The sequence below is a fragment of the Bradyrhizobium sp. SZCCHNS1050 genome, assembly GCF_032484785.1.
Taxonomy (GTDB): domain Bacteria; phylum Pseudomonadota; class Alphaproteobacteria; order Rhizobiales; family Xanthobacteraceae; genus Bradyrhizobium.
On sequence record NZ_JAUETR010000002.1, the window covers coordinates 1,355,395 to 1,373,083 of the forward strand.

General features: G+C 65.2%; 4 protein-coding genes. 1 reads left to right on the forward strand and 3 read right to left on the reverse strand.

All coding sequences use genetic code 11. The features are described 5' to 3' along the window. Positions 1-228: 228 nt before the first annotated feature. Complete coding sequence (locus QX094_RS30660; RefSeq protein ID WP_315714971.1) at positions 229-699, forward strand: hypothetical protein; 471 nt, start codon at positions 229-231, stop codon at positions 697-699. A 92-nt stretch (positions 700-791) separates the two neighbouring features. Here QX094_RS30660 and QX094_RS30665 read toward each other — a convergent pair whose 3' ends face one another. From QX094_RS30665 to QX094_RS30675, 3 genes are all read right to left on the reverse strand, one after another. Then, entirely contained in the window at positions 792-15,848 is a 15,057-nt protein-coding gene (locus QX094_RS30665; protein ID WP_316188430.1) for a VCBS domain-containing protein, read from the reverse strand. Positions 15,849-16,259: 411 nt separating this feature from the next. Next, positions 16,260-16,577, reverse strand: coding sequence for a hypothetical protein (locus QX094_RS30670; RefSeq protein WP_315714632.1), 318 nt, complete (start codon positions 16,575-16,577; stop codon positions 16,260-16,262). A 113-nt stretch (positions 16,578-16,690) separates the two neighbouring features. After that, the gene (locus tag QX094_RS30675; protein ID WP_315714633.1) at positions 16,691-17,674 is read right to left on the reverse strand and encodes a transglutaminase-like cysteine peptidase; all 984 of its coding nucleotides are present in this window, start codon (positions 17,672-17,674) and stop codon (positions 16,691-16,693) included. Positions 17,675-17,689 lie beyond the last annotated feature (15 nt).

Genomic DNA, 17,689 nt, shown 5'->3' on the forward strand with positions numbered 1-17,689 from the left:
CCACTCCGCGCATTCCTCGAGGCGGACGAGTTGCGCAGACACGGATGGCAACAGCGGGAAACAGTCATGACGTCATCGGACCCATCCGATGACACCGCGCGGGCGATGCTATGGCGGACGTGAAGGAAGTTTGCTGAAGTCGGCCGCAAGTTCGGCAATCCGTTGAACGATCAGCTCGAATACGGCAATCTGGCGACGCTGAGGGACAATGCGGGGCTGAGGACGGTGATGAACCTGTTGCGAGGAGAATGGCGGGGAGCGTTCGCGGGAATAGCCGTCGCGGCGCTGCTGGCGGCGGCCACCGCAGCCTCGGCGCAAGCCCAGACGCCTGCTCCCGCGCCCGGTCCCGCTCAGACCACGGTCGAGCGCAACGCCAAGGGCGTCGCCGGCAAGCCGATCCAGGTCGGCATCTATCTCAACGTCCAGCCCGACTGCTCATCCGGGCCCCTTCCCGCCATCCGCCTTGTGTCGCCGCCCGGCAACGGCACCGTCACGATCAAGCGCGGCAAGGTCAGCGCCACCAACTACAAGCAGTGCCTCGCCCTGGAAGTGCCGGGCTTCATCGCCTTCTATCAGTCGAAGGCCGACTTCGCCGGCACCGACACGGTGACGCTCGAGGTCAAGTTCCCGCAGGGCCGCACCGAAGTGCAGCGGATCATGATCAACGTCGGCGTCGGGCCGGCAGGGCAGAAGATCTGAGCCGCAGCGCATCGGCGCGCCGCCGCCTCCAGCCATGAAAAAGGGCCGCCTCATGGGCGGCCCTTTGCTTTCGTGTCCCGTGCCGGCCGGGATCAGACGTGGACCTGCGTCTGGGCGTGGCTGTTGTCGAGGATCATCTTGATGACGTCGTCGCCACCCGTAAGGTTGGTGCCGGTGTCCTTGAAGGTCGCCACATTGCTCCAGCCGGAGCCGGTATTGACCTGCAGCGTCAGGTCGCCGTTGTTCAGCACGCCGCTGCCATTGGCCGAGGCCAGGCTGGTGTGCCCGCCGCTGTCGACGAAGCGCACCGCGTCGGCATGGTTGCCGGACACGCTGGACAAGAGGCCCGAGAGGTCGATGACGTCGCCGGAGGTGCCGGTCTGGAAGTCCAGGATGGTGTCGAGCCCGCCACCGGCGAGATCACCGGCGTTCCACTTGAACGTGTCGGAGCCGCCGTTGCCCGTGAGCTGGTCGGAGCCGGCGCCGCCGATGAGAACGTCAGCGCTGCCCGATCCATTGATCGTATCATTGTAGTTCGAACCGATCACGCCTTCCATATTCTTGTAGCTGTCCGTGCCGAGACCAGGAATGGACACATTCGTGGCGGTCGAGCTTTGAGTCAGCGTCAACGTAAAACCGGCCGTCGCATCCGAGAAGTCGAGCAGGTCGATCCCTGCCCCGCCATCGATGGTGTCGTTGCCGCCGCCGCCGCGGATGATGTCGTCGCCATCGCCGCCATTGATCGCGTTGGCAGCACTGCTGCCGATAAGGATGTCGTCGCCCGAGCCGCCGGTCACGCGCTCGATATTGGCGATCGAGCTGAAGCCGGTGGCCGTGCCGGCGCCGAGATTGACCGTCACGTCCTCGCTGGTGATGTAGGTCAGGGTATCGCTGCTGCTGCTGCCGAGATCGGCGGTCACGGCCTCGATATTGCTGAGCTTGGTTCCGTTGACGTCGGTGATCACGCCGCCGGCAACCGTGACATAGATCAGATCCTGGGACGACGTCCCCTCGATGACGAACGTGTCGGTGCCAATGCCGCCGTCGACGGTGTCGACGCCGTCGTTGACGCCCCAATAGAAGGTGTCGTTGCCGGAGCCGCCGATGGTGACGTCGTTGCCGCTGCCGCCCCGGATGGAGTCGTTGCCGGCGCCGCCGTTGATGTAGTCGTTGCCGGCGCCGCCGAGCAGCGTGTCGTTGCCGCCGAGGCCGTAGATGCCGTCGTCGTCGGCACCGCCGTTGAAGTTGTTGCCGCCGCTCGACCCGATCATCACGTCGTAGCCGTTGTTGGCATTGGCCTCGAGCGGGTTGTCGACCGTGGCGGTGATCGCGTCGCCGTCGTTGGCGCTGTAGCCGGAGAGCCACGGGGCCGAACCGACCACCCACGACTTGTCCGACAGCGAGTTGATGGTGAGGTTGAGCGCACCATTGTCGAGCGCATTGAAGGCCAGATAGGTCGATACGGACGATACCGAGTCGGTGGCCGTGACCTTGTAGACATACAGGCCCGCGTCGTTGTTGCTCGGATCTCCGGTGAACTGATTGCCGGTCCGGTGGATCCAGCTGTCGTCGCCGGTCGAGCTGTAGACGAGGCTGTAGGTGTAGGTGACCGTCCCCATTCCGCCCGAGAACAGCGTCGCCGCGTCCAGGCTGACCACGTTCGGCGAGTCGCTGTTCTTCGACAGCGCATAGCGTCCGTCGGCGCTCGTGGTGTCCACCACGGCCAGCGGCGCGGGCTCATTCGTGCCGCTGATGGTCACGTCGATGACCTGGCTGGCCGTGCCGTCGACCGACTTCACCGTCAGCGTGTCATGCTTGACGTCGCCATTGTTGAGCGCCTGCACGTTGGCAGCCGAATTGTTCAGCGTATAACCCCAGTCGCCTGTCACCGCATTGAAGGTGAAGGTGCCATACGTCCCCGCCAGCGAAGCCGGCGTCTGGAACTGGGCTTCTCCGCTATCGACGTCGGTGACCGTCAGGGTCCCGCCTGCCGTCAGCGTGCCGTCCTCCTTGACCGCACCGCTTGCCATGCCCGCGATCGACGCCGCATCGTTGACGCCGTTCACCGTGACGGTGACGGTCTGCATCGTCGTCCCGCCGTGACCGTCATCGATCTTCACCGTATAGGTCTGATCGATATGGTCGCTGGCGCGCAGCGACTGGATGTCGGCGTCATTGACGGCGAACGTCCAGTTCACCTTGTGGCCGGTATTGTCGACCGTGGCGCTGAACGAGCCGTAGTAGTTGCTGCCGGCCGGTGTCGTGTAGGTCACGGTCTGGGCATCGCCGTCCACGTCGGTGAAGGCGATCGCGCCGGACGCCTGCTCCACTCCCGGTGTCACGACCGTGCTGGGCTGCACCGAGATGTCGTCGATGACGGCGCCGCCGCCGCTCGCGAACTTGATGGTGGTCGACGTCGAGGTCGCGGTGAACTGGTAGGTCTGCTCCGTCCAGCCAAAGTTCCAGGCGCTCGTCGTCAGAAGGGTTGTTCCATCAACGGCTGATGTCACGGCCGTACCGTAGGTCATCACGTAGAAGTCGACGGTATAGGTCACGCCGACGACGGTGCTGATGGTCTGGCTCATCGAGCTCGATGCGCCGTAGAAATCGGCCGAGCCGCCGTCCGTGCGGCCGCCCACGACGGTGACGGCATGGGCGCCCCCGACCGTCCACGCATCCAGCGTGTAGAAGTTGCCGTTGTAGTAGCCGAACGAGCCGTTCTGGATCAGGTTGCCGCTCGGCGCCGCATAGGAGGCGTCCTCCGTGACGCTTGCCGTGGTCGTTCCCGCCCCGAAGGTCGGCGCGTGGTTCGGCGCCGTGACCGAGCCGGTCTGGCCGCTGGTCACGTTCTCGGCAAAGCCCTGGCCGTCGGTGTAGGTGACGTTGGCCGAGATCTTGTGGCCGACGTCGTTGGAGCCCAGCGTGTAGGTCGAGCCCGTCGCGCCGTTGATGACGGCGCCGTCGCGCAGCCAGTGATAGACGACGTTCGACGCGGCACCATCCGGATCGCTGCCGAGATTGGCGGTCAGCGTCTGACCTTGCGTCGCCGTGCCCGACACCGTCACGCTCGCAGCGCCGTCATTGACCGGCGTGATGGTCAGCGTGAAGGCGTCCGAGACGGCATATTCGCCGTCGCTGGCGTAGACCGTGACGTTGACCGTGCCTGCGAAATTGGCCGACGGGGTGCCGCTGAAGGTGCCGGTCGTGGCGTCGAAGTGCAACCACGCCGGCAGGTTGCTGCCGTCGCTGAGGTTCGCCGACAGCGTCAGCGGGTTCGCGGTGCCATCGAAGCGGCCATCGACATCGGCAAACGTGTTCGACGGGATGGTGAAGCTGAACGGCTGATCTTCCGCCGAGCTGCGGTCGGTCAGCGCGTTCTGCAGGACCGGCGCGTCATTGTTGCCGAGGATCTGGATCGTCACCGTCTTGGCGGTGCCGTCCTCCGTGTAGACCGTGAAGCTGTCGGTCAGCGTGGTCTCGCCTTCCTTCAGCGCCTGGATTCTCGGGTCGTTGTTATAGATGCCGTAGGTCCATCTGCCATCGCTGCCGACGTCGTACCAGCCGTAGCCGTTGGCCGTGTTCGAGGACGTCGCCTGCCACACATCGTTGTGCCCGTCGACGTCGGTCGCATTGAGGTCGCCGCGGGCGATGCCGTAGAGCGGGCTGCTCTGGCTGTTCGCGATGCCGCCCTCCTCGGCGACGGTGCCGGTGGCGTCACCGCTGATCACGGCCGCGTCGTTGACGCCGGTGACCGTGATCTTGAGCGTCGCGGTGTTCGACACCGCGCCCGACGGATCCTTGTCGGTATAGGTGAAGGTGTCCACCGCGGGCACGCCCGCCGCCAGCGCATCGGCCTTGTCGGCGACATAGGTGTAGGAGCCGTCCGAATTCAGCGTCAGATGGCCGTAGGCGCCCTCGATCGAGGTGCCGACGCCCGCCCCCTGCGTCACGCTGCCGGTGCCAGCCACGACGCCGGACACGACGAGCGAGCTGACGGGGTTGTCGACGTCGCTGTCGGCCACCGAGCCGCCGGTCGAGCCGCGGATCACGCCGTTCGCCGCCGAGATGTTGAGGCTGCCATCCTCCAGCACCGCATGGGTGTCGGAGTTCGCCACCGGCGGGTGGTTGGCGGGGATGACCTCGACGCTGACGGTCTGGGTGGCACTCAGATTGCCGCCGCCGACATTGCCGTTGTCGTTGATGGTGATCGTGACCGACCCCGGATGGTCGCTGTTCGGGGTGAAGACGGCAGAGGCCAGATAGGTGTTCAGATCGCTGATCTTGAACCCGCTCATCGAGAGCGTCTGTTCAGCGTTGAAGACGCCGAGCGACGGAATGGACAACGTGCCGCCGGAGATGTCGAACCTCACGGACTCGACGACATCGCCGTCCGCGTCGGAGAAGGTGATCGCGTTCGCTCCGGTGAAGGCGAACGAGGCGCCTTCATTGGCCGTCACATGCGTCGGGGCATGGATCTCCGGCGCATCGTTCACCGGCGCCACGTTGATCGTCAGCGTGCCGGTGTCCGTCTGTCCGGCCGCATCACGCACCGTGTAATCCACGGTATCCGCGCCATAGAAGTCGGCCTTGGGCTTGTAGACATAGGTGCCGTCGGCATTGAAATGGATCGTGCCGCCCTTGGCCGTCGTGAAGTCACCCGCCACCACGCTCAGCGTGTCGCCCGTATCCGGGTCGCGGTCGTTGTGCAGAACGCCCTGCACCGGATTGGACACGGTCAGCGTCGTGTCCTCGTTCACGCTGGCCGTGTCATCCACGGCCCTGGGAGCATCCTCGATCGGGTTGATGTTGATCGTGATCGTCTGCGTCGCGCTCAGATTGCCGCCGCCGACATTGCCGTTGTCGTTGATGGTGATCGTGACCGATCCCGTCGCGTCGTTGTCGGCTGATGGCGTGAACACCGCCGACGCCAGATAGGTGTTCAGGTCGCTGATCTTGAACCCGCTCATCGAGAGCGTCTGGCTGGCGTTGTAGACGCCGAGAGACGGGATCGCGAACGTGCCGCCGGAGATGTCGAACCTCACGGACTCGACGACATCGCCGTCCGCATCGGAGAAGGAGAACGCGTTCGCGCCGGTGAAGGCGAATGGCGTATCCTCGTTCGTCGTCACCTGCGCCGGCGCATGGATCTGCGGCGCGTCGTTGACCGGGGTCACCGTGACATCGATCGTCTGCAGTGCGGTGTTGACGACGTCGGTGTGGACGTTGCCGTCCGACAACGTAGCCTGGTCGGTAACCTCCGCGACCACCGACAGCGAGAACGTGCCGTTGTAATTCGCGGGCGGCGTGATCTGCAGCGGATGGCTGTCGAACGCGGCGATCGCGGCGGCGCTATCGATCACCCACTTGCCGGCGTCAGCGCCGGTTCCGGCATGGCCGACCGAGAAGGTCGCGCCGGCCGGATAACCTGTAATAAGCAGCCGCAGGCTTTCGGAGCCGTCGGTGTCGGTGACGGCGGCACTGATGAGCTTCAGGTTGATCGTGGTGTCCTCGGCACCCGAGGCCGGGCCGAGATCCATGAAGCCCAGCGTCAGCGCGTCCGCCTTCGGTGCGACGTCGACCGTGACATGCGCGGTCGCGGTCCCGCCATCGCCGTCGCTGACCGTGTAATCGAAGCCGGCAACGCCCGAGAAGTTCTTGTCCGGCGTGAACACCGGATTGCCGTTGGAGAGCGAAACGGTGCCGTGCGTCGCGTTCGACACGCCGCTGACGGTCAAGGTGTTGTTGTCGACGTCGGTGTCGTTGTTGAGCAGGCTGAGCAGCGCGTTGACCGTGAGCGGGCTGTCCTCGCTCGCTTGCACCGCGTCGTCATGAGCCACCGGCGGCGTGTTGAAGACGCCGGTCAGCGTGCGCGTGCCGTCGGTGAATGCAAAGCTCTCATAGTTCGTGAACGTATCGGTCAGGCCGTTGTGGGTGACCTGCACGCCGATCAGCGTCACGCCGTCGGTGGCGAACACCTTGGTGTAGGTCGCCTCGGCGAACTTGAAGCCGAACTTCACGGTGTCGGTGTCAGATCCGCCGTCGGACACAACGCTGGTGTTGCCGGCAAACCGGAAGAGATCCAGCGTGTCGCTGCCGGAGCCACCGTTGAACACGATGGTCGACGGCGCGATCGCGGTGCCGCTGATATCGGTGATCGTCACCGTGTCGCTGGCAGTGCCGCCGGTGATCGTGATGCGCTCGATCTCGTCGGCGCGGATGGTCGCTCCGTTCGGACCGTCATAGCGCACCAGAATGTCGGTGGCGTTGCTGGCGGAGGGATCGTTCAGCGTCGGATTGATCTCGGTGCCGGTCGAGGTCTTGCCGATGGTGAAATTGCGCGCATTTCCATCGCCCGTGATCGCGAGCACGTCGTAGTTCGGAAAGGTCGTGCCAGACTCCGAGCCGCCGTCGATGACGTCGCTGCCGTCGCCCACCGTGTAGAGGAAGGTGTCGTTGCCGGCGCCGCCGAACAGCCGGTCGCCACCTCCTCCGCCGATGATGATGTCGTTGCCGGCGCCGCCATACAGGACATCGCCGCCCACGCCGTTGCCGCCGACCAGAATGTCGTCGCCATTTGAGCCGTGGGCCTCGGTCACGCCGCCGAGCTTGTCGGTGCCGACCACCTTGTCGGTCACCGCGGCGCGGTCGGTCACGCTGTGAGCCCCGACCGTCTCGCCGAGGACCGTCGCCGAGGTATCGCCGAGATTGACGAACACCGGCGAGTTCGGCGCGTCATAGCGTGTCGTCGTCACCGTGCCGGCAGCATCGACCCGGACGGTGAAATTGTTGGTGAAGACGTCATGGTCGCGATCCTCGACCGCGAAGGCGAAATTGATGTCGAGATACTGGTCGGCCGCGCTCGAGGTCCCGATCGGCGCGGGGTGATCGAGCGGCTGCAGCAAGGTGAAGTTGTAGGAGCCGGTGCCGGCCTCGGACAGCGTCACCGTGAAGACCGCGGCATCAGCCGCGTTGCCGGTCACCAGACCATTCTGGCCGATGTAGCTGCCACCGCTCATGCGATAGGCGGTCAGCGTGGTGTGATCGGCCGACATGACGTAGGTCAGACCGAAGCCGAGCGAGGTCAGCCCGGAGAGCTGGTGGTTGGCCGCATCGTAGGCGCGCACTGGCGACGCGCCGAGGAACGTCACCGACGGACCGGAGCTGTCGCCATCGGCCCCATAGGTGATGCGCAGATCGACCGCGCCGGTCGAGACGCTGCCGGCTGCCTCCGAGATCGCGACGGTGTCGACGTCCTGCGACTGCGGGCTGTCATCGTTGACGGTGATGATGATCTGATCGTGCAGCGCAACGGAATCGCCGTCGGAATCGGTGGCGGTCACCGCCGTCGACAGATCGAGCGTCAGCGTGTTGTCATGGCCGGTGCCCACGTGGTCCAGCGCGCCCTTCAGACGGAACGAATACTGGCCGGTGTTGGCATCGACCTGGAATTCGAAGATCGTGACGCTGCCAGCCTTGGCGATCAGCGTGTTGTCGACCCCGATGCTGTAGGTCAGCGCCACGCCGCCCGACGTCAGCGACAGCAGCTCGGGCGCGAGGTTGGTCTTCTCGACCGTATAGGTGCCGGGCCTGTCGGCGCCGAACGACACCAGCGAGCTCAGATTGCCGGTGAAGTAGGAATCGTTGCCGTTGCCGTCGCCGTTGAGGTCGCCGCCATGGTTGCCGGTCGCGGTCACTACCGTTCCGTTCGGCAGCTCGCTCTCGTAGACCGCCGCTCTCAACACCGTCGCGGTCGCGACGGGGGTGTCGTCGTCGATCGTCACGGCGAATGACGAGCTGGCGCTGTCGCCATCCGCATCGGTGGCGGTGAAGCCGAAGGTCAGCTTGACGTCGTTCTCGTTCTGGCCGGCCGGATGATCGACGTGCTTCAGCAGCGTGAAGCTGTAGCTGCCTGCACCGGAATCATCGAGCGAGACCTTGAACACCTGGCTGGCCACCGACGGCGGGTTGCCGTTGGTCGGATTGCTGCCGGTGTAGCCATAGACCGTATTACCGACGACCCAGAGCTTGACCTGGACGCCCTCGACCGTCAGCGAGCCCGCGTCCGAAGTGGCGTTCTGGCCGTTGGTGATGCCGCTGAACGCGACCGCGCGGTTCACGCTGCCGCTGTTGTTGTCGTCGGCGCCCCAGGAGATCGCCAACGAGCCGTTGGCCGTGACATTGGCACCGGCGACGTCGCCGGTGGCCGCTCCGGTGTTGCCGCCGGAAAGCCCATCCTCGTCGACGGTCCCGGCATCAGCCGTGCCGATCGCGGGCCGGCCGTTGTCGTCATTGATGGTGACGGTGAAGTTGCCGCCGGAGGCGGTATCGCCATCGGCATCGGTCGCGGTGAAGCCGAGCTTCAGCGACAGTGCATTGGTCTGGCCCGAGCCGACGTGATCGACATTGTCCAGGAGCTCGAAGGTGTAGCTGCCGGAGCCGTCGTCGGACAGCGTGATGTGGAACACCTTGCGGTCGTTCGTCGTGAGCTGGCCGCCATTGTCGTTGGCGACGCCCCAGATCTCGGTGTCCGACACGCGGATGAACTGCACCGCCGTGCCGTTCGACGTCAGCGTCGGGCTGCCTGCGCCGGTGGTCTTGACCACGTCGCCGGTATGGATCGCGCTATCGAACGCGACGCTGCGATTGGCCGCGCCCGAATTGTTGTCGTCCGCGCCCCAATTGATGTTGAGCGCGACATTGGACGCGGTCTGGGTCTGGAACACCTCCGCCCCGGCGGATCCGGTGGTGTTCTCGGTCACCGTCGCTGCGGTCGGCGAACCGAGCACCGGCACGTCGTCCTTGACCGAGACGGTGAAGCTGTTGCTGGACGTGTCGCCGTCGCCATCGGTCGCCGTGAAGCTGAAGGACAGCTTGACGATGTTCTCGCCGCTGCCGGCGGGATGATCGAGGGTGCCGAGCAGCTTGAAGCTGTAGGAGCCGTCGTTCTGGTCGCTCAGCGACACTTCGAACACGCGGGTGCCGTGGGCGAGATCGCTGCCGGTGTAGCCGACCAGCACGCCATTCTCGAAGCTGTACTTCACCGTCTGGCCGTCCGACGTCAGCGCCAGGTTGCGGCCTGCGCTGTCCTCGGCGTCGACATTCGCGCCTGCGCTCGTGTAGCGGAAGCTGACCGAGCGGTCGCCGAGCCCGCCGCCCGAGGTCTTGTTGCTGTCGTCGGAGCCCCAGCTGATGTTGAGGTCGCCGCTGACCGCGGTCGGCTCCTTGGAGACATCGGTGCCGCCCGGCAGATCGTCCTCGTCAACGGTCCTGGCATCGCCGGCCGCCGCCACCGGCGCGGTGTCGAGCACCGTGACCTTGAAGCTGCTGGTGACGCTGTCGCCGTCGGAATCGGTGGCCTTGAAGCCGAACGTCAGCGGCAGGCTGTCATCGTTCTGGCCGGACGCCGGGTGGTCGATGTTGTCGTACAGCGTGAACTTGTAGCTTCCATCGCCGCTGTCGGACAACTGGATCGTGAAGACGGTGCGGTGATCCGCGGTGACCGCCGTCAGCAAGGTGCCGTCGCCGGAGATCGTGTAGCTGATCGCCGAGCCGTCGGAGGTCAGGCCCGCGGCGCCGGCGGCGGTCGTGAAGGCCACCGCGCGGTTGTGCCCGACACCCGTATTGTTGTCGTCGGCGCCCCAGGAGATGTCGAGGCTGCCGGTCTGGACCGTCGAGTTCGATGCATCCGGATGGCTGGTGTCGTAGCCGTCGGTCGGCAGGCTGGCCTCGCTGACGGTCTCGTCCTCGGGGCAGCCGACGGTCGGGACGTCGTCCGTCACCGCCACCGTGAAGCTGCTCGCGGCGCTGTCGCCGTCGGAATCGGTGGCCTTGAAGCCGAAGCTCAGCGCCAGGCTGTCGGTGCCCGACTTGCCATGATCGAGGTTGTCGAGCAGCGTGAACTTGTAGCTGCCGTCGCCGTCATCGCTCAGCGTGACGGTGAAAACGGTGCGGTGATCGGTGGTGACCGCGCTCAGCGTGGTGCCGTCGGACGAGACCACATAGCTGACCGCATAGCCGTTCGACGTGAGCCCGTCCGGTGCGGTCGTGTTGAAGAACGCCACCGAGCGGTTGTTGGTCGCGCCGGAATCATTGTCGTCGGCGCCCCAGGAAATCGCGAGACGGCCGGTCTGCACCGTCGAGTACGGCGAATCCGGGAACAGGACGTCATAGAGATCGGTCGGCAGGTTGGCTTCGCTGACGGTCTCGCTCTCGGCGTGTCCGATCGTCGGGACGTCGTCGACCACGGTGACGGTGAACGTGCTGCTGCTCGAATCGCCGTCGGAATCGGTCGCGGTGTAATCGAAGGTCAGCTTGACGACGTTGCTCTCCTGCCCGGCCGGATGATCGAGATTGCCGAGCAGCTTGAAGGTGTAGGTGCCGGTGCCGTCGTCATCGAGCGAGACCTCGAACACGCGCTGACCGGAATTGAGGCTGTTGCCGGTGTAGCCGACCAGCGCGCCATGATCGAAGGCGTATTTCACCTGCTGACCGTCCGACGTCAGGCCACTGAGGCCGACGTCGCTGCCGTTGGTCACATGGACGTCGTCGGCGGCGTTGGACGTATTGGCGAAGCGAACCGAGCGATCGGCGGCGCCGCTGTCGTTGTTGTCGGCACCCCATTTGATGTTGAGCGCGCCGGTCACCTGGGGATCGCGGCTGCCGCCATCGTGACCGCCGAAATCGTGACCGCCGAAATCGGGGCCGCAATCGCCACCGCCAGCGTTGAGATCAGCTTCGCTGATGCTCTTGGCCGTCCCGGTATGCGCCTCCGGGCTGTCGTCGTTGACGCTGACCTTGAACGTGCCGCTGACCTGGTCGCCGTCGGAATCCGTGGCGACGTATTTCAATGTCAGCGCGATGCTGTCCTCGGTGTTGGGCACCGGGTGGTCGAGATTGTCGAGCAGCGTGAAGCTGTAGGATCCGGAATCGAGGTCGGACAGCTTCACTGTGAACACGGCGGCATTGGCCTTGTTGCCGGTCCAGTTGCCGTTGCCGTCGATGTAATGCTGTCCATCGAAGCGGTAGGCCGTGATCAACGTGCCGCCTTCGCTGACGTCGTAGGTCAACGCGACGCCGTTCGAGGTCAGGTGCTGCGCGGCGAGCGTGGTGGTGGCGTCGGACGCGAAGGTGACGGCGCGGTCGCCGTTCACCGGGGACGCACCGGTGATCCCGACATTGCCGAGATTGTTGGCGCTGTCGCTGCCCCAGGAGATGCCGAGATCGCCCGTTGCGACGGTGTTCTGGCCGGGGACGTCGCCAGACCCGCCCGCGAGCCCGGTCGGGAGCCCGTCCTCATCGACCACGCCGGTCGCAATCTCCCGGTTCAGCACCGGCGCGTCGTCGTTGATCTTGACCGTGAAGGTGTCGGAGACCGCATCGCCATCCGAATCCGTGGCGACGAAGCCGAGGGTGAGCGTGACGTCGTCCTCGGTGTTGTGGGCCGGATGATCGATATTGTCGATCAGCGTGAAGCTGTAGGACCCCTGCCCCTGGTCGGACAGCGACACCGTGAACACCGCAGCCTTGGCCGGATCACCGGTGGCATGGCCCTCGCCGTCGACGTAGGTGTGATGCGCTTCATCGTAGCGGTAAGCGGTCAGCAGCGTGCCGTCGGGGGACACGGTGTAGGTCAGCGCGACGCCGTTCGACGTCAGATGCTGGCCGGTGAGCGTCGAGATCACGTCGGAGGCAAAGGTGACGGCGCGGTCGCCATTGACCGGCGTACCGTTGATGCCGCCGTCGACATGGCTGTTGGCACTGTCGGCGCCCCAACGGATGCCGAGGAAATCGGTCACCGTCAGATTGGCGCCGGCTGCGTCCTTGCCGTCCGAATAGGAGTTGCCGGGATTGCCGAGACCATCCTCGTCGACCACGGAGTAGCTGACGCGCTCTCCAAACACCGGAGCGTCGTCGTTGACCTCGACATTGAAGCTGCCGTGGATTGCGTCGCCGTCGGAATCGGTGGCGACGAAGCCGAAATACAGCCCTTGATTATCCTCGCTGCCGTGGACCGAATGATCGAGATTGCCGGTGAGATTGAACGTGTAGGAGCCCTGGTCCTGATCCGACAGCGAGACGGTGAACACCGTGGCGCTGGCGAGGTCCTCCGTCGGCTTGCCGTTCGCGTCGACATAGGTCTCGTGGGCGGCGTCGTAGCGATAGGCGGTCAGCAGCGTGCCGTTCTCGGAGACCTGATAGCTCAGCGCAATCCCGTTCGACGTCAGCCCCAGTTCCTCGAGCGAGGGAACGGTGTCGGCGGCGAAAGTGACGGCGCGATCACCCTTGACCGGGGCGCCATCGATGCCGCCGTCGACATGGCTGTTGGCGCTATCGGCACCCCACAGGATCGCGAGCGTCTTGGTCACCGTGAGATCGGCGCCGGCGACGTCGCTGCCTTGCGCATAGCTGTCGCCGGCATTGCCGAGTCCGTCCTCGTCGACCACGCCAGCGCTCGGCGCATCGCCGAACACCGGCGCGTCGTCGTTGACCTTCAGGGTGAAGCTGTCGGTGACTGCGTCACCGTCGGAATCGGTGGCGACGAAGCCGATGTTGAGCGTGATGTCGTCCTCGGTGCCGTGCACCGGGTGATCGAGATTGCCTTTCAGCTCGAACGTATAGGAGCCGTGATCCTGATCGGACAGCGCCACGGTGAACACCGTCGCGTGGGCCGAATCCGTCGGCTTGCCGTCTGCGCCGACATAGGTCTCGTGCTCGGCGTCATAGCGATAGGCGGTCAGCAGCGTGCCGTTCTCGGACACGACGTAGGTGAGACCGAAGCCGTTCGAGGTGAGATTCTGGGCGTCGAGCGTCGCGACCACGTCGGCCGCGAAGGTTACGGCGCGGTCGCCATTGACCGGCGCGCCATCGATGCCACCATCGACATGGCTGTTGGCGCCGTCGGCGCCCCAGCGAATGCCGAGCGTATCGGTGACCTTCAGGCTTTCGCCATAGGCGTCGCCGTCGTCCTTGTAGCTGTTGCCGGCGTTGCCGAGGCCGTCCTCGTCGACCACCGAATAGCTCGGCTTCTCGCCGAAGCTCGGGGCGTCGTCATTGACCTTCACCGTGAAGGTGTCGGTGATCGCATCGCCATCGGAATCGGTCGCGACGAAACCGATGTTGAGGGTGATGTCGTCCTCGGTGCCGTGCACCGGGTGATCCAGGTTGCCCGACAGCGCGAAGGTATAGGAGCCATGGCCCTGGTCTGACAGCGACACCGTGAACACCACGGCGCCCGACAGGCCCTCGCCTTCCAGCGGCTTGCCGTTGGCGTCGACATAGGTCTCGTGCGCGGCATCATAGCGATAGGCGGTCAGCACGGTGCCGTTCCCCGACACCTCGTAGCGCAGGGCAAAGCCGTCGGAGGTCAGATCCTTTGCCTCGAGCGAGGCCGCCACGTTTGCGGCGAAGGTGACGGCGCGGTCGCCATTGACCGGCGTTCCGTTGATGCCGCCGTCGACATTGTTGTTGGCGTCGTCGGAGCCCCAGCGGATTCCGAGCGTATCCGTGACCGTCAGGTCTTCGCCATAGGCATCATGGCCGTCGGCGTAGCTGTTGCCGGCATTGCCGAGCCCGTCTTCGTCGACCACCGAATAGCTCGGCTTCTCGCCGAAGCTCGGGCCGTCATCCGCGACGTTGACGGTGAAGGCGCTGTTGACGGGGTCGCCGTCGGCGTCGGTCGCAACCACCTTGAAGGTCAGCGGCAGCGAGGCGTCGTTGGCGCCGTTGTGGTCGATATTGTCGGACAGCGTGAAGGTGGCGCTGCCGGAGCCGGTGTCGGACAGCGACACGGTGAAGATGGTGCGTGCGCCCTCACCCTCGCCTGCGGTCGCGATGATCTCGGTGCCGTTGGCCGACAGCGTGTAGGAGATGGCCTCGCCGTTCGAGGTCAGGCCCAGCGCCTGCAAGGTCGCGATCTCGGACGCATCGAACACCAGCGAGCGGTCGCCGTCGACCACGGTGCCGTTGGAGCCGCCATCGACCTTGCTGTTGCCGTTGTCGGCGCCCCAGCCGATGTTGAGGTCCACGCTCGCGGTGGTCGGCTCGAAGCCGTCGCCGCCCACGACCTTGGCGACGAGCTCGCTCTCGCCGCCGCCTTCGCTTCCGCCGCCGGTGTGCTCGGCGACATTGATCGCCTCGACGGTGCCGGCGACCGGCGAATCGTCGTTGACGCCGATCACGATCGTCACCGGCGCGGTGTCGCCGCTGCCGTCGATGGCGATGACGTTGATGGTGAGGTTCAGCGTGTCTTCGGTGCCGAACACCGGATGATCGAGCGGCTGCAGCAGCGTGACCGTGCAGGTCCCCGCGATCGTCGAGTTGGCGTCGAGCGTGACGGTGAAGACCTGGTTGGCGACGATCGAGGGATCACCGCCGATATAGCCGATCAGCTCCGGCTGGCCGTTGACGGTGGTGATCGCAAAATGCAACTCCTGGCCGCCGGACGTCAGCCCGGCAAGACCAGGCTGTGACGCCGCGAACGCAAAGGCGCGGCCGATCACGTCGGTGCCAAAGTCGACGTTCAGCGAACCGGTGAAGCTCGTCACCACGCCGCCGATGTCGCCACTACCGCCGGGCCGGCCTTCGGACAGGCCGTCCTCGTTGAGCACCACGCTGTCGGCAACGCCGGCGATTGGCGTCGGATTCGGCGTGACCGGGTTGTCGCCGAATTTGGTGGTGAAGTCCTCGGGTCCCAGCAGGCCGAGCGGCGTGCCGACGGTCAGCGGGTCGACCTTGAACGTCCCGAAGTTCGCGCCGGCGGGCACGCCGGGCGCACCGGGCGTACCCGCGGCGGGCAGCACCGACTGGTCGGTGGTGACCGGAAACAGCTCGGCGAACTGATCGCCATTGATGATTCGGTCGGGGCCGACTTCGAAGCTGACGTCCTTCAGCGGGGCGCCGTTGGCGTCGAAAACCGGGTCGATCGAGACCGTCGACTGATTGTCGAACAGGATGATCAGGCGGTCGCCGATCTTGACGAAGGTCAGCCGCTCGCTGGCGATATCGCTGAAATCGATCTGGCTCTGGCCGTCGAGATGAACCGTAACGGCTTGGTTGCCCGGCGGTTTCCCGATCTTGAGGTGCTTGGCCGAGGCGCTGGATGGCTGCGTGGACGTGCCGGTCAACTGGGCCAGCAGGACAGGAGCATTCATGCGCCAAAACCTCCAAATATGGGGCGCTTTGGTGGCGCCCCATTTCTATCGTTAAACTATTATTAAACGAGAATACGGGTCAATATTACCGGTTCTTGTTAATCGGATTTTAGGGACTTTGGGTAAATGCAGTCAAGTGCAGCGGCATTTATTAAGAGAAACAAGGCTGTGCCTATGCTTCCGTCCCCCGCGCGGCAGGGGCGGAACGACAAGAATAAATGGAGGCAGGGCCGGGAGAATTACTGCTAATTGGCAGTTATTCGATCACACAATACTTGGGGAACAACACGCACGCTGTTGGGAATAAAAGCTTGCCGCCATGAAACGGCCGAAATGGAACCGGCCTCTCGCGAATTATTTGCGAAAGGCAGGAACTATTCTTGAGGAGCGTCGAAGTCGCGGCAGATTGCCTCAGATGCGACTGACCACGCAGGCCACCGGTTCGTATTTGCGGAAATACAACAATGCCTGGTCACCGATGCCATCGAGCCACACGCCGCGGCCCGCATAGCGATAGCCGTCGCCCATCGGGACGAGACGGACCGGAATCGCACGGTGAGGATGGAGGTAGAGTTGCGCGGTAACGATCTCGCCCGGCGCGAGCACGGGACGAGAGCGCAGCACGTAGCTGCCGCCATTCTCGCAGGCGATCGAAAACGCAGCGCCCGGCAGCATCACCGCGTGAGCCTGTGCACCGCCGATGAATCCACCGATCGCCGACAGGGCCAATGCCCCGCAAACCATGACTCGCTTGATATTCACCGCGGCCCCCTGCTCGCCAGCTTCCCTGCGCGCATTAAGACCGCAAATGACCTCGGCTACAAGCCGTCCACCTGCGACATTCAGAGCAGCAGCGGCCGCCCCGGATTCCCGCCGCCGCCGATGTCGGCCTCCGCCGCCGGCGTGACGTCGCTCTCGCTTTCGTGGTGCGGCCGCTCGGCATAGGGCGCAGCGAACAGGCTGACGCCGCGGTGATCGATGGCAAACAGCGGCATGAAGGACTGCAGATCGCGGCCTTCCATCAGAGCGGCCCGCCGGTTGTCGAGCACGGACCATTTACCGTCGAGCCGCACGGCGACGACGGCGTGATCCTGCCGCACGGCGAGGTCCCGGACCAGCAGCAGCTTGAGATCCGATTCGGGCGTCCCCGCCGCCAGCAGCAGCGCGTATTTGGCAATCGCGTAGTCTTCGCAGTCACCGAGTCCACTGCGCAAGGTCTGCAGTGGCGAACTCCAGACGTCCGGCAGGCCGTGTTGCTGATCGTCGCTGACGTAGCGCACCGCTTGGTTGACGCCGCGATTGATCATTTCCGCGCGCGTGCGGCCGTCGCTCGCCGCAGACGCCGACCGGGTCAGCGCGACGAAGAGGCGCTCCGAGGCCGAGCAGCGCGCGTCATCGCGGTTGCAACGTTCGACCGAGATCCGCTCGCTCGCCATCGCGCCCTGAATGCCGCGCCACTTCACCCACAGCACACCCTCGGGTGCGCGGAACGTCATCAGGCCGAACGGCTCGTCGCTGGGAGTCGCGACCGCGGGTCCCTGCGGAGCGTCGCTGACTGATCCCGCAGGCCCGGCCGGGTCGGTCGATGCGACTTCCACAGCAGCGGAGGCGGAGCGACGCAGGCCGTCATGCTTGGCAAGCACGGCATTGATGGTGAAGAAACGGACGGGCGGCGGTACCGGCAGCGCGCCATCCGCAGTGCCTTGCGGAGATCTACGATTTGAAGTCTCGGCGAACGCAGCGCCGGCACAACCGGCCACGACCGACAACACCAGCGCAAGTCCCAGCGCGCGCGGGAGAACCCGCGGCCGATCGATCCGCAACATCAGTGACGCCCCGTA

What these genes read in the sequence shown, in the direction of transcription:
- QX094_RS30665 (WP_316188430.1), bottom strand. Translation starts at nt 15,848, where the DNA reads ATGAATGCTCCTGTCCTGCTGGCCCAGTTGACCGGCACGTCCACGCAG.
- QX094_RS30660 (WP_315714971.1), top strand. Translation starts at nt 229, where the DNA reads ATGAACCTGTTGCGAGGAGAATGGCGGGGAGCGTTCGCGGGAATAGCC.
- QX094_RS30675 (WP_315714633.1), bottom strand. Translation starts at nt 17,674, where the DNA reads ATGTTGCGGATCGATCGGCCGCGGGTTCTCCCGCGCGCGCTGGGACTT.